The 20355-nt window shown below is 50.5% G+C and carries 21 protein-coding genes; 6 read left to right on the forward strand and 15 right to left on the reverse strand.

Annotated elements, in window-relative coordinates:
* Positions 1 to 8: 8 nt before the first annotated feature.
* The 8 genes from DFQ01_RS08725 to DFQ01_RS08760 form a co-directional block, all read right to left on the reverse strand.
* A complete protein-coding gene (locus DFQ01_RS08725; RefSeq protein ID WP_245946580.1) occupies positions 9 to 971 on the reverse strand; it encodes a metal ABC transporter solute-binding protein, Zn/Mn family in 963 nt (320 codons plus the stop codon).
* Between the two features lie 313 nt (positions 972 to 1284).
* A complete protein-coding gene (gene metG, locus DFQ01_RS08730; RefSeq protein ID WP_110043514.1) occupies positions 1285 to 3264 on the reverse strand; it encodes a methionine--tRNA ligase in 1980 nt (659 codons plus the stop codon).
* Positions 3265 to 3674: 410 nt separating this feature from the next.
* Positions 3675 to 3929, reverse strand: coding sequence for a membrane protein insertion efficiency factor YidD (gene yidD, locus DFQ01_RS08735; RefSeq protein ID WP_110043581.1), 255 nt, complete (start codon positions 3927 to 3929; stop codon positions 3675 to 3677).
* Positions 3930 to 3976: 47 nt separating this feature from the next.
* Complete coding sequence (locus DFQ01_RS08740) at positions 3977 to 4411, reverse strand: Fur family transcriptional regulator (RefSeq protein ID WP_110043582.1); 435 nt, start codon at positions 4409 to 4411, stop codon at positions 3977 to 3979.
* 289 nt (positions 4412 to 4700) lie between these two features.
* On the reverse strand, positions 4701 to 6671 hold the full coding sequence (locus DFQ01_RS08745; protein ID WP_110043515.1) for a stalk domain-containing protein: 1971 nt from the start codon (positions 6669 to 6671) through the stop codon (positions 4701 to 4703).
* A gap of 135 nt (positions 6672 to 6806) precedes the next feature.
* A complete protein-coding gene (locus DFQ01_RS08750) occupies positions 6807 to 7028 on the reverse strand; it encodes a hypothetical protein (protein ID WP_110043516.1) in 222 nt (73 codons plus the stop codon).
* Between the two features lie 191 nt (positions 7029 to 7219).
* Positions 7220 to 7420 carry a hypothetical protein gene (locus tag DFQ01_RS08755; RefSeq protein ID WP_110043517.1) on the reverse strand — a complete coding sequence of 67 codons (201 nt, stop codon included), beginning with the start codon at positions 7418 to 7420 and terminating at the stop codon, positions 7220 to 7222.
* A 172-nt stretch (positions 7421 to 7592) separates the two neighbouring features.
* Positions 7593 to 8012, reverse strand: coding sequence for an Hsp20/alpha crystallin family protein (locus DFQ01_RS08760; protein WP_110043518.1), 420 nt, complete (start codon positions 8010 to 8012; stop codon positions 7593 to 7595).
* Positions 8013 to 8335: 323 nt separating this feature from the next.
* Here DFQ01_RS08760 and DFQ01_RS08765 point away from each other — a divergent pair, with 323 nt between their 5' ends.
* From DFQ01_RS08765 to DFQ01_RS08790, 6 genes are all read left to right on the forward strand, one after another.
* Complete coding sequence (locus DFQ01_RS08765; protein WP_110043519.1) at positions 8336 to 8575, forward strand: spore germination protein; 240 nt, start codon at positions 8336 to 8338, stop codon at positions 8573 to 8575.
* A complete protein-coding gene (locus tag DFQ01_RS08770; RefSeq protein WP_110043520.1) occupies positions 8572 to 8784 on the forward strand; it encodes a spore germination protein GerPB in 213 nt (70 codons plus the stop codon). Before DFQ01_RS08765 ends, DFQ01_RS08770 begins: the two co-directional genes overlap by 4 nt.
* Positions 8785 to 8803: 19 nt before the next feature.
* A complete protein-coding gene (gene gerPC, locus DFQ01_RS08775) occupies positions 8804 to 9607 on the forward strand; it encodes a spore germination protein GerPC (RefSeq protein WP_174812643.1) in 804 nt (267 codons plus the stop codon).
* Positions 9604 to 9852: a hypothetical protein gene (locus DFQ01_RS08780; RefSeq protein ID WP_110043522.1), complete on the forward strand. Its 249-nt coding sequence runs from the start codon at positions 9604 to 9606 to the stop codon at positions 9850 to 9852. The genes gerPC and DFQ01_RS08780 overlap by 4 nt, the downstream gene beginning before the upstream one ends.
* An 83-nt stretch (positions 9853 to 9935) precedes the next feature.
* Positions 9936 to 10328: a spore germination protein GerPE gene (locus DFQ01_RS08785; protein ID WP_174812642.1), complete on the forward strand. Its 393-nt coding sequence runs from the start codon at positions 9936 to 9938 to the stop codon at positions 10326 to 10328.
* Positions 10329 to 10547: 219 nt separating this feature from the next.
* Positions 10548 to 10700: a sporulation protein YjcZ gene (locus DFQ01_RS08790; protein ID WP_110043524.1), complete on the forward strand. Its 153-nt coding sequence runs from the start codon at positions 10548 to 10550 to the stop codon at positions 10698 to 10700.
* Between the two features lie 114 nt (positions 10701 to 10814).
* On the opposite strand, the gene DFQ01_RS08795 is transcribed toward DFQ01_RS08790, so the two are convergent.
* The 7 genes from DFQ01_RS08795 to glgB all read right to left on the reverse strand — a co-directional run bounded on the left by DFQ01_RS08795 (position 10815) and on the right by glgB (position 19822).
* The gene (locus DFQ01_RS08795; RefSeq protein WP_110043525.1) at positions 10815 to 11243 is read right to left on the reverse strand and encodes an RbsD/FucU family protein; all 429 of its coding nucleotides are present in this window, start codon (positions 11241 to 11243) and stop codon (positions 10815 to 10817) included.
* Positions 11244 to 11293: 50 nt separating this feature from the next.
* The gene (locus DFQ01_RS08800) at positions 11294 to 11794 is read right to left on the reverse strand and encodes a GNAT family N-acetyltransferase (protein WP_110043526.1); all 501 of its coding nucleotides are present in this window, start codon (positions 11792 to 11794) and stop codon (positions 11294 to 11296) included.
* Between the two features lie 208 nt (positions 11795 to 12002).
* Positions 12003 to 13985, reverse strand: coding sequence for a glycoside hydrolase family 15 protein (locus DFQ01_RS08805; protein WP_110043527.1), 1983 nt, complete (start codon positions 13983 to 13985; stop codon positions 12003 to 12005).
* Positions 13967 to 15430 (reverse strand): glycogen synthase GlgA, encoded by a 1464-nt coding sequence (gene glgA / locus DFQ01_RS08810; RefSeq protein WP_110043528.1) that lies wholly within the window; start codon positions 15428 to 15430, stop codon positions 13967 to 13969. The genes DFQ01_RS08805 and glgA overlap by 19 nt, the downstream gene beginning before the upstream one ends.
* Positions 15431 to 15502: 72 nt before the next feature.
* Positions 15503 to 16615, reverse strand: a complete 1113-nt coding sequence (gene glgD / locus DFQ01_RS08815; RefSeq protein WP_110043529.1) for a glucose-1-phosphate adenylyltransferase subunit GlgD — start codon at positions 16613 to 16615, stop codon at positions 15503 to 15505.
* Positions 16615 to 17781, reverse strand: a complete 1167-nt coding sequence (locus DFQ01_RS08820) for a glucose-1-phosphate adenylyltransferase (RefSeq protein ID WP_110043530.1) — start codon at positions 17779 to 17781, stop codon at positions 16615 to 16617. The genes glgD and DFQ01_RS08820 overlap by 1 nt, the downstream gene beginning before the upstream one ends.
* A 127-nt stretch (positions 17782 to 17908) precedes the next feature.
* Complete coding sequence (gene glgB / locus DFQ01_RS08825) at positions 17909 to 19822, reverse strand: 1,4-alpha-glucan branching protein GlgB (RefSeq protein WP_245946581.1); 1914 nt, start codon at positions 19820 to 19822, stop codon at positions 17909 to 17911.
* Positions 19823 to 20355 lie beyond the last annotated feature (533 nt).

Raw genomic sequence — 20355 nt, forward strand, 5'->3', positions numbered from 1 at the left:
CCTTCTAGTTATTGTAATGCCTTGAGCAGGTTTTGCAAATTCGATTCCATAATGGTAACATAATTGTCACCATTCTTCTGCTGTTTGTCCGTCAATCCTTCAACTGGATTCAGGACGAGCGTTTGCACATCCGCCTCGTTAGCCAACGTTTCAGCCAGCGTGCTCGACACGAGTTCCTCGAAGAAAATGTATTTCACACCGTTCTCCTTCACGAACTTCGCTAGGTTAAGCAGATCCTGTGCACGCGGCTCAGAATCCGGTGACAACCCCATAATCGATTGTTCATTCAGTCCGTAGTCACGAGCCAGGTAACCGAATGCTTGGTGAGAAACGATGATATCCTTCTTCTGGACCGCGCCCAATTCTCTTGTATACTGCTCATCAAGCGTCTTCAGTTGTTCTACAAGCTTCTCGTAGTTAGCGCTGTATTGTTCTTCATGCGCTGCGTCAGCCTTAATCAGCATTTGCTTCACATTGTCCGCCATTACAAGCATCGACTTAGGGCTTACCCACGTATGAGGGTCAACGTCCAGATCGCCATGATCATGATCATCATCCTCTTCGTGTTCCTCACTGTTACCATCCAACAGTGTAATGCCTTCGCTCATCGCGCCTGTCATGAGCTCCGTATTCTTCGGCAGCCCTTCGAGGAAATCGTCGATCCAGCCTTCCAGCCCAGCACCATTATAGAGCAGCAGCTGCGCTTTCGCAGCCGTGTCTAGATCGCGGCTCTTCGGACTCCATTCATGCGGCTCGACACCAGTCGGAACGAGATTAATAACATTCGCATATTCGCCGCCAATTTCACTTGCCAAATAATAAAGTGGATAAAAGCTTGTAACTACATTCGTTTTATCATCAGAAAGCTTCGAAGATGCCGAATTACTACAGCCAGCAATGATCAGTGCCATTGCTGCGATCATAATCAAAGTATAACGCGCTTTACTCAATCCTCGCATTGCTAGTTTCATATTGTACCTGTCTCCATTTCGTTACTCGGTTGCGAGCTTAATCGTAATCGTAATGATAACTATTACGTTTGTCATTATACGAGAGGCTCGAACAGTGTGTCAATGCCTAATCGTAGAGATTACGAAAAAGAATATTCATAACTTTATCGTCTCATAAATCTCGCAACTTCGCAGCAGGAGGTCTATTACCACTATTGGAACATTACGTCCAATCTATTCAATCCATATCCATTTGATTCATAATTCCCTCATGTAAAAGACAGCCCTGATCGTCCTACTATAGGACTTTCAGGGCTGTCTTCACTCACTTGAATTACTTCACTTTCGCACCGTTCGGCATGCTGTCTGGAACCGTAGCAAGCGTAAGTTGATCGCCTTCGGACGCAGCCAGAATCATGCCTTGCGACAGCTCGCCGCGCAGTTTCACTGGCTTCAGGTTCGTTACACAGATAACTTTGCGGCCCACCAACTGCTCAGGCGTGTAGAATTTCGCAATGCCGGATACAACTTGGCGCTGTTCGAAGCCAAGATCCAGCTGCAGCTTCAGCAGCTTATCTGCCTTCGGAACTGGCTCTGCTGCAATGACCTGCGCCACGCGCAGCTCAACCTTCGCGAAATCCTCGATGCCGATCTCATCCGCCATCTCAGGTTTCTCTTTCGTGCTTTCCGAGGAAGCTGCAGCTTGTATGGCCGGCTCAGCTGGAGCTGTTCCGCCGCTCATCGACGAAATGATAAACGCAATCTCCTCCGCTGCATCCAGACGAGGGAAGATTGGTTCGCCTTTACCGACACGCGTGCCGCCCGGCAGCGTGCCGAACTGCTTCGCGCTCTCCCATGCCGTCAGCTCGCCTGGCTCGATGCCGAGCTGCGACCACATCGATTGCGGAGCGTTCGTCAGGAACGGCTGCAGCACGATCGAAACAATGCGCAGCGACTCTGCGAGATGATACATCGACGATGCAAGCTCGCCGCGCTTCGCTTCATCCTTCGCGAGTACCCATGGCTGCGTCTCGTCGATATATTTGTTCGTACGGCTGACAAGCTGCCAGAGCGCTGTCAGCGCGACGGAGAACTCCATCTTCTCCATTGCAGCTTCAAGCGTTGCAATGGACTCTGCCGCCTGCTCGCGAAGCGGCGCATCGAATGGTGTCACATCCCCCGCATAATCCGGAATGACGCCGTCGAAATATTTGCTAATCATCGCGACAGTCCGGTTCAACAGGTTGCCGAGATCGTTCGCGAGATCGAAGTTCGTGCGCTCAACGAAGCTTTCAGGCGTGAACGTACCGTCGGAACCAAATGGCACTTCGCGAAGCAGGAAGTAACGCAGCACATCGAGGCCGTAACGGTCGATCAGCTTCACAGGGTCGATTACCGTGCCCTTCGACTTGGACATTTTGCCTTCCTTCGTCAGCCACCAGCCATGTGCGAACACTTTCTTCGGCAGCGGCAGGTCAAGCGCCATCAGCATGATCGGCCAATAGATCGTATGGAAACGAACAATTTCTTTGCCGACGAGGTGAACGTCAGCCGGCCAGAATTTACGATACAGCTCATCATCCGGCGTGTCGTAGCCCAGTGCTGTGATATAGTTCGACAATGCATCGATCCATACATAAACGACATGCTTCGGATCATTTGGTACTTTAATGCCCCAGTCGAATGTCGTACGAGAAACTGCAAGATCTTCGAGACCTGGCTTGATGAAGTTGTTAATCATCTCATTCTTGCGCGATTCCGGCTGAATGAAGTCTGGATTGTCATTGTAGAATTGAAGCAGTCGGTCTGCATATTTGCTCATACGGAAGAAGTAGCTCTCTTCCTTCACAAGCTCGACTGGACGTCCGCAGTCAGGGCAGTTGCCATCTACGAGCTGACGCTCGAGGAAGAACGATTCGCAAGGCGTACAATACCAGCCTTCATAGGCACCTTTGTAGATGTCGTCCTGCTCAACCAGCTTCGTGAAAATCCGTTCGACGACACGCTTGTGACGGTCTTCTGTCGTACGGATGAAATCATCGTTCGAAATATCGAGCTTCTTCCACAGCTCCTTGATCCCAACGACGATGTCGTCAACGAACTGCTGAGGCGTCTTGCCCTTCTCCTGCGCTTTGCGTTCGATCTTCTGTCCATGCTCATCCGTACCTGTCAAATAACGTACCTCATAGCCGCGAAGACGCTTGTAGCGTGCCATAGCATCGCCTGCTACCGTCGTATACGCATGTCCGATATGCAGCTTATCACTCGGATAATAGATCGGTGTCGTGATATAAAATGTTTTGTTACTCACCATTAATCGCTCCTTCGTTATTGAATATGTGTATTTGGACGACAAAAAGCCCCCGTCCAACATGGGACGAGAGCTCTCACTCACGCGGTACCACCCAATTTCCTTCCCAAGACGCATAGCGGAACCGCTAATGCGCTAGCATGGAAAGCTTCATTCGCCGTTCGTGTCGACGGCACATTCCTTAACGCGGAACGAAACGCCGCACCTTGCCGCGCAGTCGACTAAAGTGCTTATTGCACCTTAGCGCTTCGCATTGCTCGATAGCGGTACCTCCCGGACCATATTCCTAGCGCGTCTCATACCGGTTCTCAGCTGCTCCGGCTCTCTGGAATGACCGCTTGCTCGTACTTATCCGTTCATTGGCTGCTCATATAACCTTATGTCCAAAATATAACGAAACGATCGATAAAATGTCAAGGACTGCCGCCCTGCTGCATTCGATTTACTTTCGGTTTGGGCTCAGGCACCGGATCAAATCCGCCAGGATGGAATGGATGACAGCGACAGATCCGTTTGACCGCGAGCCAAGATCCCCGAACTGCACCATGTTGTTCCAATGCCGTCAATGCGTATTCTGAGCATGTCGGATAATAACGGCAGGTTGGAGGCTTGAGTGGTGAAATGACACGGCGATAGAAATGGATCGGCACCTTCAGCACTTTATTCATCATGTTGGCGATCCCTCCTATCCTGCAGCCGCGTCGGACGCACAATTTTATACAGATCGCTGTTCTGCTTCATCTTGTCGACAGTCTTTGCAATAACCGAACACTTCAAACTTGTGCTTCACAACTTGGAAGTTGTCCGGCACATCGGTCGCATCCATCGGGCAATGCTTAATCGGATATGTCTTGCTGCATTGGAGGCAAATCAAATGGTGATGGTGATCATGCTCACGGCAGTGCAGCTTGAAGCGTACGCCTTCTTCGAACATAACCTGCTCCAGCACACCAAGCTCCTCCATGACCCGAAGGTTCCGGTACACGGTGTCGAAGCTGAGACCCGAATAAATGCGTCCCATATATTCATATACATCCTTTGGTGTTCTATAACCAGGCGATTCGGCGAACAGCCCTGCCAGCGTCTTGCGCTGGTCGGTAATGCGCAGCCCCTGCGCAGCCATCTTCCGAACGATCTCTTCCGTCGTCATCGTTTGCAAAATAAACCCTCCGAATCAAGGAAAAACGACTGCCCTTGTCTTGTAAAAAGGCGCAATGCGTTTCATTCCAGAGAAATCCAAGCACAAAAATGAGTTGAAAACTTATACTCTCTTGTTCCTCAAGCAATCTTCTACTGTTCATAATGCCCGAAAATAGATGCATCGTCAATGCGGCGCAACAATTGCACACCTGCAGATGTATGCAAAAAGCCGCAGCCAGCATACATATTACGTACGCCGCTGCAGCTTATTAGGTCAGGAGCTGCCGTTCTATTCCATTCTACCAGCGAACCTCTGGCAGAGGGGTGAACATCAGTGAGAGCGGCAGATTGCCGCCTGGTGCGATCATAAAGATAAGTTCGACTGTCTCTTCCGTATTGCCGGTCCGATACAACACACCCGCCTCATTGGAATCGGAAATGATCGGAGTCGATATCGGCAGCGTGACGAGCTTGCCGTTCACGAGGAACGCGCCCATGTAGTACCCACCACGTGGATTAAGCGAGATGAGCGTACGTGGTGCAACATGCGACAGCTTCATTTTGTACATTACACCGAAGTTGCCTTTGTTAATCTCCAGGTTGCCTGTCAAGCCATCATAACCAGTCAAATACGGATCCAGCTTGCCATCACCAATAACGAGCCGCTGCGCTGTATTGCCTAGCGTTTCATTGATTTCGATTGAACGGTTCGTACCATCAAACGTGCCGCGTACGTGAACATCACGTTCAAGATACGTCAGGTTCGGGAGCTCAGTAACCGGGTTTTTACCGTCCTTCACGACAACAACATGGAACTCCAACCTTTGATCGGTTACGAGATCAGCGAAAGCCGAGATAACTTCATTCTGCTTAAGCGCCTTCTGGGAGATCATCGGCAATATTTCCTTCGTCTCACCAGGCTTGACGGTCTGCCAAGTCGTAGCAGGATTGGAAGCGAGCGACGTCAGGTAGCGAGCGGTCGACATTTTGCCCGTAGCCGATACTTGTGTATTCGGTCCGCCCATACCCGTTGCGCCGGTACCTACGTTCGCCGTTACGCTGCCGTAGTTCGTTGCAAGCAAGTATATTTTGACCGGTTCACCCGTGTTATTCAGGTTATGGAACATGAAGCGAATGTCACCTATCAGTTGATCCTCGTAACCAATTCCTTCGCGAACTAGCGTCTCTGGGCTGTTGCTGCGCACCATCTGAGCCGGCTCCGATACTGGCGTGTACGAAACAACGGGATAAGTCAGAACAGTCGATCCACTAATAGCATATTTCTCGCCCACCGCCGTGTAGAGGCGGTTATACTCATCGCGAGTATACAGCACTTCACTGGAAACCGTAATGTTCTTCGTTAATTGCGAAGTCAGACCATGGCGGTCCGTTACTTCGAGTGTTACTGGATATTCGCCGGCAGCGAAGAACACGCTCTCGTTACCCGACCATTTCGTCGATTCGATCGCATTCTCATCGTCCGTGCTCTTGTCGGTGTACAAAATGTTCTCGCCAATGCGATATACCGTCTTATCGGTTGTGAAATCCGCTACTGGTGCTTGGTTCGGAGCTTTAACCTCGATTGTTACCGAATACGGATCGCTCCATACCCCATTGCCGTCTTGCACTTGACGCGTAATCGTATGCTTGCCTGCTTCTTGGAAAATATCCTCGCGCCCGCTCCACACTTCATTCACGATGCCAGTTCCGCTAGGAACAACCGACTTATCGACATACTGCACCTGCGTCTGCTGCGCATAAATCTCGGTAGGCGTTACCTCGAATGCTGCAGTCGGCGCCTTAGGCGCTGTCGACCAAGAGAGCGTCATCGTCGTTCCGACAAGCGACAGCTTGGCACCTGTGAGGATCGACCATGATTTAACTGGAATCATGAACGAACCTTGCTGGTTAATCGCCGGTCCGGTCAGCGCCGTTGCGACACCATCCTTCGTAACGGCAGCCGAGTTCGGCTTGAAACGAAGCTCGACTCCATCCTTAGAAGTCGCGATCGACTCCTTCGTCGGAGCGTTGTACGTGACTTTGTAACCGAATTCAACAGCAATCGCCTTCAGTGGGATATACGAAACGCCGTTAATGAACGTCAGCGGCTGTGCAGCCGTCGTCTTCACACCATTGTGCACAATTGTTGTACTATTCTTGACCATCGTCAGCGTATCCGTGACTGAACTTGCTGCGTTCAGAGAGGGCGCATCTACTACCATCTGCATCCAAAACAAAGATAAGAGCAACAACCATTTGAGCTTTTTCAAAAAATAACGACTCCTTTATCTCTACTTCATCCTATCCGTCCTACTTGGACGTGATTGAGTAGGTAAAGGTTGCGAAAAATCGTCAGGTTGTCACGATTTTGACACAAAAGATATACGAATGCTTAACAATTCGAATTAACCATTGACTTTCATGTTAATCACAAAACTTAGTGCCATGGCAGCAAACATCACAATTGCGAGGATGCCAATCGTTCTACGAAACCGGATCGACGCGGACAGCCGAGCTTGTCCAACCTCCATACGTCTGCCTTCCGTTACCGAACGGTGGGCAAACAGAAAGGTGATAGCGCTGACAACAAACAAAATATTCGTAAAGAACCAAATTCCCGACCACATATGTACATCCTTACCCCCTAGAGATATGTGCTGTAAAATGACAAAACCTCTACCGAGTCCGCCTGTAGAAGCGGCCACGTTTAGAGGCAGGATTCATCGCTAGCAGAGCTGCCAATTCCAGCATCCGATAGCGGTTTGTTTACGATGGAAGGCGCCAAGCTGGCGCCCTGTCTGCACCTGATATTCGTCCGTCAGACGAACCAGGTATTCAGAATAATTCCGAACACGACTGCACTAATGACTGCTCCCCCAAAAGAGAACCAACCTGAGCGGAAGCGCAGCTGAAACATCTTAAGAATGCCCAAGCTAAGCAAGGAGAAAATGAGCATAATAAAAACCGCTCCGACTACGAATAAGGCAGGCGACACGCTGCTGACGTCGACTAGAGTCATTGACAATCCTCCATCATCACTATATCTCGCTACATTATAGCGGAACGTCGGGAGCGTTTCCAGTAGCGCTAGTGAAGAATTGATGACGATTGCTAGAAACTAGGCGAAACGGCTTACGCCGCCCATTATAAAGTGCAGTAAGTTTTATTCCGGAGAAATATGAGAAATACGTCTAGTAACGAATCGGTGTTTCGTAATAACGGCGGTCGAACGGCTTTTTGCGAAGCTTAATCTGAAGGACGCCATCTTGACACAATGCACGGCAGACTCGAGGATATACCTGCTTCGGCAGCTCGATCGTCTCCCTTTTTTGTTCCGGCAATCCCTCTATTCTGATCCGATCCTCCCGGACGAACAGACGCAGCGAGGATGGATGAACACCACGCGGAAGTTTCCATTTGATGACGATAAAGTGATGAGTTTCGAACGTCTCCGCATTGCTGCTGCCAGGCATCGCAGGCTTCTCTGGCATCGCATTAGCCATCATCGACTTCACGTATCGTTCAACCCAACCGGTATCCTTCAGCGCCTCGAACCCGCGAGGAAGCTGCTGTTTCTTCATCCACTGCTCCATATCATCCCACTTCACCATGAGCTGTCCCCTCCTGCTCTCGGCCGCCGAATCGTCTCTACCCTATATTCTTATGCTGCAATGGGCATGTGCGGAACCAATGGGCGAATGCCGCATACGATAACTTATATTGCGTGTTCAAAAAGTTCGGTTTTCAGCACCGAGAAGGTTGGATCAAGCGGAATGAGGATCGCAGCGTAGTGGTTTGCTACGTGAGAACCGGAAGTCGCAGCTTCATCCAGGATTCGATGCCGAATACACTTCTTGTGATACTTCGTGATCAAAAGCGAGCTGTTTGAACAACCACTTATATGGAATCGCCAGACAAGGAGGTGGAAGACCGTATGCCCGCAGTGGTAGGCTTCGTCAACATTACAAGCATCGGCTCCAGCGGAATCGTCCAGTTCGGTGATGCCGTGCAAGTATCACCGTCCAGCGCATCCAAGACTTATGCAGGAGCAGGTTCATTCTTAACAGGCAGCTTAGCAAACTCGAACAATGCGCTGAGTGCAACGAACACGATTGACCCAGACGTACAGGACAATACGCAGAATAACGTTGCAAGCGGAGTTAATGCAATATGAGCAATTGGACGATTTATCAGCAGATTACGATTCAGCAGTTGCGCGTTCAGAGCGTATCCAACAGCTCTGTACTGCAAGTAGGCAGTGCAGGCTCGATCCGATCACTGTCTCAGTTATACAATTCTGGCGGATTCACAGGTCCAGCACCTCAGTTGGGCCAAGAAACTGAGAATCCGCTATCCTTCGTCCCACTGCCTAATCCGACATAACAATGCGAGGTGCATGGGCATGGCTGTTACGAACAACAACGGACTTTACGGCCAGCCCGCCGCTTCAGCGGCGGAGCAGACGGCAGGTGCTGCATGGCCAGGATGGCCGACATGGGTAAACCAAGTTCAGCAGACGCTGCGGCATCAACAAGAGCAAATCACTATGCTTCAGAAACGTGTCGACATGCTGATGACGCAAGTGAAGGCTGCAGAAGCGAGACCAACGTATCATATTGATAAAATCGAGTATCAATTCGATCAATTGAAAATAGAAAAATTAGACGGAACGCTTAATATCGGTATCCAACCGTCTGGCGATGGCAGCGAAAGCGATATTGACCAGTTCATCGTCCAACAGGCGAAAAAAGGGGCTGCCGGACCAACTGGCGCCGCAGCAGGTGCGAATGGAGTCGGTACGGGAGAGCCAGGCTCGCTTAACAGCAAGCCGAACGTATTCCCTTCGGCTGGTCCCGCTTCGATGCAAATGCCTCCTCCATTCGGAACGGTACAGACGCGGGTGAACGAATATTTGGATCAGAAGGCGCCTATGTCACTCGTCCATTTTGAACAGGAGCTCAATGTCCCTCTTGATCCGTATCATCGACGTATTGTGATCGAGGATATTCGGCGTCAAGCACCGACACGTATCCAATTCTATATGCAGCAGGCTGCTCAAGGTGAAGACATTACAGAGGCAGACACCACAGCGCTCGAGGATCAGGTTACCGCGAAGACGATTCGCGATGTCGATATGGCGATGCGGCAGTACTTATCGAAACTATCGAGCGGCAGCGAAGCAGGAGGAGGCGTAATTACGGTATGATTTTTTATGTTGTCAATCAAGGACTTCAGGTTGGTTCAATCGAGGTGCTTGGTGTGTCCAGCTCATCGCTGCTGCAGGTCGGCGATAATGACACGGTCTCGCTCTTCTCGATGTTCGACACGCCACCAGAGTCGGTTGTTGTGGGCCAGCTTGTTGCACTCCAGCTGCCTGAGGGCGCTGAAGAAGCTGAAGGCGAAAGGTTCCCGCCAAGTCCGAGTCAGCCCGTCAACCTATCATTCGGATAATGTTCCCGCGCATTACATTCACCATTCCAGGCGCGAACCTGCCTCCGCCTGTTTTCCTAGATCTAGACTACGATAATTCTCGCGTGTCGGAAGTACAAGGCATACATCTTCTTAACATCTCCCAAGCCGGGGTCATGCAGCTGGGCGACCGATCGGAGTCGAATTCGATGCTGCGTGCAATCGCCCTCCAACGTCAAGAGGACCATCCCTACGCAGGCGACGTGTTCTTCGAATCGTATTTGATTTTCTCTCGGCCTATCCCGGATATTGTAGATGCGGATGACGATGACAGCGTTGTACAAACATACCGGCTTAATCAGAATCCGTGCATCTCGGTTGGGTGCATCCATATAACAAGCGCTGGCGCCGCATCGCAAATTGTCATCGGACGAGGACAAACCCATCGTGCCGAATCAAGAATTAAACACATCCGTCAATTCGCCGGCAAAAAGCCGCTGCCGCCGATCTGTCCTTGATAACCTTTATTTAGCCCGGGTGTTCGATCGTACAGACAAATCCCCCAGGCGATTAACATATAGGGCACTACGCCGCTTGATTCATGCGACTGCAGCGGCGGTGCAAACGCCCAATTCGATGCAATGCGGGATAAACGTCCATAACATTCCTCCACGTCCGACATACATTAGCATTGTGAGTTAAACCTTCACACAGAACCATTTAGGAGGTCATGAACTATGGGATACCCTGTTGCAGGAGCAGCTACAGGTCCAGCATACGGATACGGCGGCGTCGGCGGCGCCGGTGTCGGCGGATTTTGCACTAGCATCGGCGTTATTCTCGTTCTCTTTATCCTGCTCGTCATCGTTCTCCGCGCTATCCACCTCTAATCCGAGCGGATCTCATTTGCAATGCATAAAGGGCTTTCGTCCGCGTCACACGCGGGCGAAAGCCCTCTATGCTGTCTCTATTTATACCTGGAAGGAACATGATGCGGCTTCGCTTTAAAGCACGCAGCCCTTCTTCACAATAATGTTGGCATACTGAGCCCGCTCGCTGGTTGCAACAATCGCATATGCCTGCTTTGCACGCTCATAGAACGCGAATCGTTCCAGCTCTTCAAGCATAATCGTTTTACCTTCGTGCTTCTCTGTGAGCGCAGCGTATTGCTCCCAAATAACCGGAACAACCGGATCGCCAGGGACGACGCCCATGACAGCTGCAGGCTGGTTCACATACTGATCGAGCGGAAGCAAGCTGAGTACCGCGTCCAGCACTTCTGGCACGCCATGCCCGTCCAACCGGACAAGCCGCTGCGCGTGGCTTGCTGCTGGGAAGTTGCCGTCAGCGATCACCAGCTCATCTCCATGGCCCATCTCCATTAGTATTTTGAGCAATTCTGGCGATAAAATTGGCGGTATTGATTTCAGCATGTTGACAAGAGTCCCCCTAAATTATGAAATACGTTCCCAAAATCGGTCGGTCAGACTTTCCTGCCCATAATCACAATATCCCGCTCCGCTCCATCCATCTCGCAGACGCCCGGGAGCAATCCCCATTGCTCAAAGCCGAATTTGTTCAGCAGCTTCAAGCTTGGCCCGTTATGACCGAAGACGAAGCCAAGCAGCGTCTTAATTCCCAGCTCACCGCTGCTGCTAACGGCTCGATCCAGCATGATGCTGCCGATGCCTGTTCCTCTGCTCTTCTCCGAGATATAGATACTGAATTCGGCGGTCGCATGATAAGCCGGACGGCCATAATAGGGCTGGAAGCTCAACCAGCCAATAATTGTTTCCCTGCTTCGCGCAACCCAGATCGGGCGTGTTTTCCAGTCTCGATTATGGAACCACGGCAAGCGGCTTTCCACCGTTACCGGCTCCAGATCGGCTGTCACCATACGGCTCGCTACGGTAGAATTATAAATCTCGACGATCGCAGGCAGGTCACTCTCTTCTGCTCTCGTGATGTTAATATCGATTCCCACTGCTACTCGCCTCCTCTGAATAGGTACATGTACTTCGTTATTATCGCATAGTTGTACGATTGGCTCCAATGTACGGAAATGCTCCTTTATTGCACAAATCGTTCAATCCTGACACAAAAAAAAAAGAGCTGAACAGTATCACTTTCCCTGTTCAGCCCTCTAACCCGTCCACGCCCACCGCAACACGTCGGCTCAGCCTCCTGCTTTATCATATCTTGCGATCAGCTTCCCCGCGCTTTACCTCGCGGTACTTCTTCACGTACTTCGTCACGCTCTGGACGAACGTCGCATGCGACCAAGTAAGAGGCGCAACCGACAACGGTCCGCCGTCGTATGGGTTTAGCTGCTCTGGCAGCACACCGCTCTCCATCGCATGGTCGACAACCCACTGCAGCGTCTGCTTAGGACCTTCCAAATCATCGAGCGACTTGGCTGACTCAATCTCGAAGTTCGCGACCCATAGCGTACAAATGACCCATGGATTACCGGGAACCTTCTCGATATCACCGGATTGCTGGAAGTAGTAGTCGTTCGTATATCGCGCAACGCCTCCAACACCCGTACGAACACTCAGACCTTCTTTAATCGCGCGCATCGTGCGGATAACACGATCATCATCAACGGGCAATACGCCAAACTCCCAGATCGCAAACAAGCTGCTCTCGAGCGTCATATCCTTGACCCAGCGATTGTCCTTCTGCACGAGTCCGCGTGCGAACCTTCCCGTATCCTCATCCCAGAGATGCGTTAGGATTCCGTGCTTCACCGCCTGCGCTGTATTGCGATAATGGTCGCTGCGCTCATAATCGCCGAACAGCTCCGTGAAGAAAGCCGCAGCCATCAAGCCCCCGTACACAGACGATGCCGTATACGTCCAAATGCCATAACGCTCTTCCCACAGATCATAGCTTGGTTTGGGCAATGACAATGAATGCTCCATATACTGCGTCAAGAAGTGTGCCGCTTTACGAATCAGATTCGAATACAGCGACTGCGGCAGCTCGATCACCTGGTGGCGATTATAATCCTGCCATAACGCAAACAGGACGAGTGCGGTCTCGTCTTCTTGAATCGGCAATCTTCTGCTTCCTTGCACGATATAGGGATGCCAGCTTGAACCTACCGTACCGTCCGGATTGTACTTGTGATATAAATATCCTTCTGGCGCTAACGCTTGCGCACAAAAATGAAAAAAGGGTGCGATGACGCTATGAAAGCCCGCCCCCGACATCGACTCTGCTATTAACGCGCCATCCCTTGGCCACATGTAGCTGTAATGATCCCGATTGTATTGCAAAATATCGGTGTCATTCGCAGCAACAATCGCTCCCCGCTCATCGGTCTGCGTACGAACGATCAGCAGGCTTTGCTTGAACGTCTTGATGACTCCGGCAGGCAGATCTCCCATATCCTTCTCCGCTCGACGCAGCCAATGCTTCCAGTAGATGACGATGCGGCTGAGCAGCTTCTCCGGGTGATTGTCCTGTACATACTGGTTGAGCTCTTTTACTTCCTCCAAGCTCTTCCCGATCGACATCCAGTAATAAATGGTCTTCTCCCCGCTCGGCGGCACGATCGTTCGGAAGCTGATCGTACTGTCAACGGAGCCCTGTGCGATCGTATTGCCCATGAGGACACCGTCCTCCGCATCGCGCCACGTACCTTCAGCTGAGTGAAACCGTTTGATGCCGGTCGAATACTGCATGATGCCGCCTTCATCCGAGAAGCCGTTGAACATGAAATAATTAGACCGCTTGTAGTGGAATAACGTATGATTTTCAGGAAAATAAGCTGCCGTATCGCCGACCTCAGAGCCGTCTATCATCAGATCCTGATGGAAGAAAAGACGAAATTCGCGCGGCTCGCCCGCAAGATTGCGGACGACCACGCGCTTAATATAAATGCATTCACGCTGATGGATGCCATCATTCATGTGCAGTTGAACGCCGAGCGACTCGTTCGTCGCTCTAACGTTCGTAACCAGCGTTCCTTCAATGTAATCCAGCTCGAATTTCCAACCCGGATCATCGAGCCAGGCAAACCGTCCGGCAGCCCAAATCCCGAAGCGGCAGGTTTGACCGCCGACATGATTGAGCTGACCAACGTACGGATAATAGATGTCGCGGATAAAGCAGTGATTATCCAGATTAAGCAGCATCTTGCCGTTACCGATTACGAGATGACGGGCCATCTTTCTGTCTCCTTTCGCAGAGGCAGCAGTTCACTATAGAGGGACATGTACGACCTTGCGGAACGGCTCCAGCTATAGTCTTCTTTGGCACCATTGGCGACAATTGTCTTCCAACTCTCTTCATTCCGGTAATATTCAAGCGCTCTGCGAACCGTATGAAGCATATCGTGCGCGTTATAGTTAGCAAATGTGAAGCCATTGCCCGTTCCAGTATATTCATCGTACGGCTGTACCGTGTCTCTTAGCCCACCTGTCTCGCGAACGATCGGCACAGTCCGATACCGGAGAGCGATCAACTGGCTCAACCCGCATGGCTCGAACAAGGATGGCATTAAGAACATATCCGAGCCTGCATAGATACGGCGCGCCAAGCCTTCATCATAACCGAGGTGCAGCGCCAACTGCTCCGGACGCCACTGTGCAGCACCTCTTAGCATTTCCTCATAGCGATACTCGCCTGCGCCGAGTACGACTAGCTGAATCCCCTCATCGAGCAGCGGCTCCAGCACTCGGTCGATGAGATCAATTCCCTTCTGCTCGACCAAACGTGTCACGACGCCAATAACGGGGATCGATTCGGAGACAGGCAGACCAAGCTCGCGCTGAAGCGCGGTCTTATTTTTCCGCTTGCGGCTGATGGATCCTCGGTAGGGCGTATCAAGCGCTGGATCGTTCATCGGATCATAGCTCTCGATATCTATGCCGTTCAAGATGCCGGATAGCTCCGATGCACGCCAGCGGATGACGCCATCGAGCCGCTCTCCCCAATATTCCGTCTGAATTTCCTGTGCATACGTCTCGCTGACCGTCGTCAATCGATCTGCATACTGCAAGCCCGCCTTCATGCAATTCGCTGCTCCATAAAACTCGAGACCGCTTGTCCAGTACCAGAAATCGTCCATCCCGATAAGATCCTGCAGCAGCTTCTGACCGAATACGCCCTGGTATCGCAAGTTATGTATCGTGAATACTGTGCGCACCGAGCGGCAGAGCGGGTCAAACGAATACCGTGTCTTAAGCAGGAACGGCAGCAACGCCGTCTGCCAATCATGACAGTGAATAATATCTGGCACGAAGTCCATATGAGGCAAGCATTCCGCAATAGCAAAATTGAAGAAGACGAACCGCTCCGGATCGTCTTCGTAGCCGTACAGTCCATCGCGTTTAAAATATTGCTCGTTATCAATTAAATAAAAGGTAACCCCGCCAACAACACCGCGGAGTAATCCGCAGTATTGATGGCGCCAGCTAAAGTGAAACGAGAATGTATGGATCGTCTCGAAATGTTCTAAGAAGGACGCAGGAATGTCGGCATACTTGGGAAGCACCACACGCACTTCCGCCCCCCGTTCGTTCAACGCTTTAGGCAGCGCCCCCGTCACATCTCCCAGTCCACCGGATTTGGCCAACGGCACAGCCTCCGAAGCGGCAAACAATACTCTCACGACACTTTCACTCCTTACATCAGGATCTTTGAACGGAGTTCAAAGTCACTCTGATTTAGTAAATTGCATTCGTTAAATGATTTTTCGTTTACCCGCGACGAACGGCGAACCCGCCGCACCGCGAATATCTCTTCCTTGTTCAATGACGACGTCCTTATCCAGAATCGCGTAATCGAGCATACTGTTCTCTCCTACAACACCATTCTGCATAATAATGCTGTTGCGGATAATTGCGCCTTTACGTACATGTACCCCTCGGAAGATGACGCTGTTAATGACCGTACCTTCAATTACGCACCCATTGGCAACGATCGAGCCGGACACCTTTGCCCCTTCCAAGTAGCGGGCAGGCGGCTCATCCTTCACCTTCGTGTAGATTGGACCCGGACGGAAGAACAGTTCCTTCCATACGTCAGCGCGCAGCAGCTGCATGCTGTTGTAATAATAGCTCTCAAGCGTGTTGACCATGCCAAGATAGCCATCATAGATATAGCCATACACGTTTAACTGATCAAGTCGAGTCATAATCGCATGACGAACCAAGTGCTCCTGTCCTTGCGCCAGCGATGATTCCACCAGCTCTAGCAGCAGCTCCCGCCGCATCACATAAATCTCGGTCGACATGAGATCGGTATTCAAACGTCCATAATGATCCTGCATCGCCACAACACGGCCTGCCGAGTTCAACTGAACCTTCCTACTTTTGCCTGGAAGGCTCGGTGAATGCTTCTTGCAGACGACTGTAATATCGGCCTGCTGCTGCTCATGGAACGCAACAACAGGCTCTAGATCGATATTGCAGATCACGTGGCTGCGGGCAAGGACGACATATTCATGATGACTGCGAGTCAAATAATCGCGGTTTTGGAACATATGATAAAGGTCACCTCGGCGCAAATCCTGGGCATCATCCGACGTCGGCGGCAAAATGAATAAGCCGCTCTGACGATTGTGAAGATCCCAATGCTTGCCGGAGCCAAGATGGTCCATTAAAGAACGATATTTCGTATGCGCGAGTACGGCGACGCGGGAAATGCCGCTGTTCACCATATTCGACAGCACGAAGTCAATCAGTCGGTAACGGCCGCCGAAAGGTACCGTTGCCGGGCACCGGTTCGCTGTAAGACCCTCCAGCTCATCCGGCTCATGGATTAGATTAATTAGGCCCATTACTTTATTTTTCATCACGATGGCTCGACCTCCAGCAGTGTTTTGTAGCTCGCAATAAACTCATCACTGCCAACGACCGTAACGCCGCCGTGCTCAGGATGACCGATCGTTACGCCATCCGCGATAACTGCGCCGTCGCCAACGATTGTGCGATACAGCCGTACGCCTCGGCCAATTCGTGCATTCGGCATCACGACCGACTCACGAACGTAGCTATCAATCCCCGTCTGCACCCCGTAGAACAGAACAGAGCGATGTACATCACCTTCGATCAAGCAGCCTTCATTCACGATCGATGACACGATACGCGAGCTTGGAGCGATATACTGCGCCGGACGATTCGGACTTACGGAGTAAATCCGCCATTCCGGATCAGTCAGATCAAGCGCAGGATGATCATCAAGCAGATCCATGTTTGCTTCCCACAAACTTTCGATCGTGCCGACATCCTTCCAATAGCCTTTGAACGGATAGACGAACATGTTGAGACCATCCTTAAGCATCGCCGGCAAAATATCTTTGCCAAAATCGTTGGAGGAATGGCGGTTCGCCTCGTCACGAATCAAATAGCGCTGCAGCACATGCCACGAGAAAATGTAGATGCCCATCGATGCCGTGTTGCTCGTCGGCACCTTCGGTTTCTCTTCGAATGCCGTAATCCGATCCTCGTCATCGCAATGCATAACGCCGAATCGGCTCGCTTCCTTCCACGGCACTTCGATGCCGGCAATCGTTACTTCAGCGCCGGTCTTCTTATGGTGATCAAGCATTTTCTCATAGTCCATCTGGTAAATGTGATCGCCTGAAATGACAAGCACATATTCCGGGTCATAGCGATCTATAAAGCCCATGTTTTGATAAATGGCATTCGCTGTGCCTTTGTACCAAGCGCCGCCCTTCTGTTTCACGAAAGGAGGCAAAATGGCCATCCCTCCATCACGGCGGTCCAGCCCCCATGGGCTTCCAATGCCCAAATACCGATTGAGATCGAGCGGTTGATATTGCGTTAAAACGCCTACCGTGTCAATGCCCGAATGAGCGCAGTTGCTCAGCGTGAAATCGATAATTCGATATTTCCCGCCGAAGTAAACAGCCGGTTTCGCCAAATCCTTTGTCAATACGCCGAGTCTTTTTCCTTCTCCCCCAGCGAGCAGCATCGCGACCATTTCTTTACGCCCCATAGCATCAACTCCTAAATGTATTCAATTATGTCTTGCTTTTTACCACATAAGAATTTACAAGTTTCCTAGCTACAGAAAGAACAAATTCTTATTGGCATCAAAACTTACCTCTAAGCGCGGTCGCTCATCACTGAATGACTTCGATAGAAGTTTTTATATAGTGAAGCATCAGACAGGAGAAGGGCTTGAGCGTAATTTGAACGCTGTAACCGCGTCCGTGGTAGGGGATTTCGTCACTCGTGATTGGAGCGAAGGAGCCCTGCGCAGACACTTCCTCACCGCTGTGCATCAACAGCTCGTAGCTGCCCGGCATCGGTACGCCGATTCGGTAATTGCCGTAATCATTGCGGGAAAAATTGCATACGACAACGACGATTTCATCCGCTGCAATGCCGCGTCGTTCGAAGGAAATTACGCTTTGCTCTGCATTATGTACATCAATCCAGCGGAAGCCATCGTAATCGCAATCTCTCTCCCAAAGTGCTGGCGTTGCGTGGTATACACGATGCAGACGTTGCACGTATTGCTGCATATCTTGGTGGAGCGGATAGTCGAGCAGCATCCAATCGAGCTGATCAAGATCTTTCCACTCGTCGAACTGACCCCAATCGCTGCCCATGAACAGAAGCTTTTTGCCGGGGTGGGTCATCCAATAACCGTAAAGCAGTTTTAACTGTGCGAATTTTTCTTCGTAGGAGCCTGAGATTTTGTTAAGAAGTGATCGTTTGCCATGTACGACCTCGTCATGTGAAAACGGCAGTACATAATTTTCGGAGAAGGCATAGAGAAGTGAGAACGTGATGAGATGATGGTGGTGCTTGCGGTCGGCCGGATCGAGCTGCATATAGCGCAGCATATCGTTCATCCAGCCCATATTCCATTTGTAGTTGAATCCGAGTCCGCCAAGGTAGGTAGGTGATGTGACTGCTGGCTGTGCGGATGAATCTTCGGCAATCATGAGCGTCTCGGGATGATAGTGAAATACAACTTCATTGAGCCTCCGAAGGAATCGGAGCGCATCTAAATCTTCTTTGCCGCCGTACGGGTTTAATGTTCGGAGCTCTTCCGGTTTATCCATATGGAGATCGACCATATGAGCGACTGCATCAACCCTGAGGCCATCTATATGAAAATAATCGAGCCAGAACAAAGCGTTAGAGATTAGAAATCCAACAACTTCGTTACGGCCAAAATCGAAGGATAACGTTCCCCATTGCGGCTTATCCGCCTTGCGCCAATTCGGCCCTTCATAGAGCGGAGATCCATCGAACTCTCGCAGACCGTGATCATCGCGGCAGAAATGTCCTGGCACCCAGTCAAGGATGACACCAAGTCCCTTCTGATGACATCGGTCTACAAACTGCATGAACTGCTTTGGTGTTCCATATCGACTCGTTGCAGCGTAGAATCCGGTAATTTGATAACCCCAAGAGCGATCGAATGGATGCTCCGCAATCGGCATAAGCTCGATATGGGTATATCCCATTTCTACGGCGTAATCAACGAGTTCGATAGATAATTCGGCATACGTAAGGAATTGCTCCTTGCCATGAATCTTCCAGGAGCCCGCGTGAACTTCATAAATGAGGAGCGGTCGATCGAAGAGAGCTTGCTTGCGGTTCATCCAGTCCGAGTCGCCCCACTCATATCCGTTCAAATCGGTTACGATCGAGGCTGTATGGGGTCTTAATTCGGAGCTGAACGCGTAGGGATCGGATTTCAGCAGCTTCTGCCCCGCTGCTGTTACGATCTCATATTTGTACCGCTCGCCGTCCTTTAATCCGTGTACGAAACATGCCCAAACGCCCGTATTTCCAAGCTGTTCAAGCGTATGATTCGTACCGTCCCATTTATTGAAATCCCCCACAACACATACAGATGCAGCATTAGGGGCCCAGACGACAAAGCGAATACCTGTCTTTCGTTTCCACTTTATCCGATGAGCGCCGAAAGTCCGATAGCTTTGATAAAGTACGCCTTCATTGTACAAATATAGATCTTCCTGCGAGATCCCGAATGGCAGTGTTAGTACCGTCGTCAATATGACACCTCCTGTTAGGAATATTTCATGATCAGGGGGATGCTCGTGGAGATTTACCTCCATTATACAGGAACCTTGAAAATTTGAAACCCTATTTTCAAAATCATGTCAATGAATTTTACTTTAAAATAACGCAAAGTTCACATATATGTGACACATATTTTACACGGATTTCGCATAGTTTGTCCCTTTGCGCGAATTATGTAGAACGATTTCGAATCCTCTACCACCTCCGATATCGAAACCTTTTCGCCCCCCTTTTCATAGGCACATCTAATCTTAGCGGGTATTTCTTCCAGGATAAAGCGCCGTATAAGCCCGCTAAGCACTTGTCATCTTTGGCACAGGTTCGATTTAACTCGCTTACGTCCAGATCGTATGGGCGGATTTAAATTTTTAAAGAACCAGCAAATGTTAACGCTTCATTCACATTATTTAGATATATCGTAGTATTGCCCTAGCTGATGGGTGCGCCTATACTTGTGTCGTAGTGGAAATTATAAGTGGTTGCTCAAAAAGCCCACTTTTGATCA

Origin of the sequence: Paenibacillus cellulosilyticus (assembly GCF_003182255.1) — a bacterium.
GTDB lineage: Bacteria > Bacillota > Bacilli > Paenibacillales > Paenibacillaceae > Paenibacillus_T > Paenibacillus_T cellulosilyticus.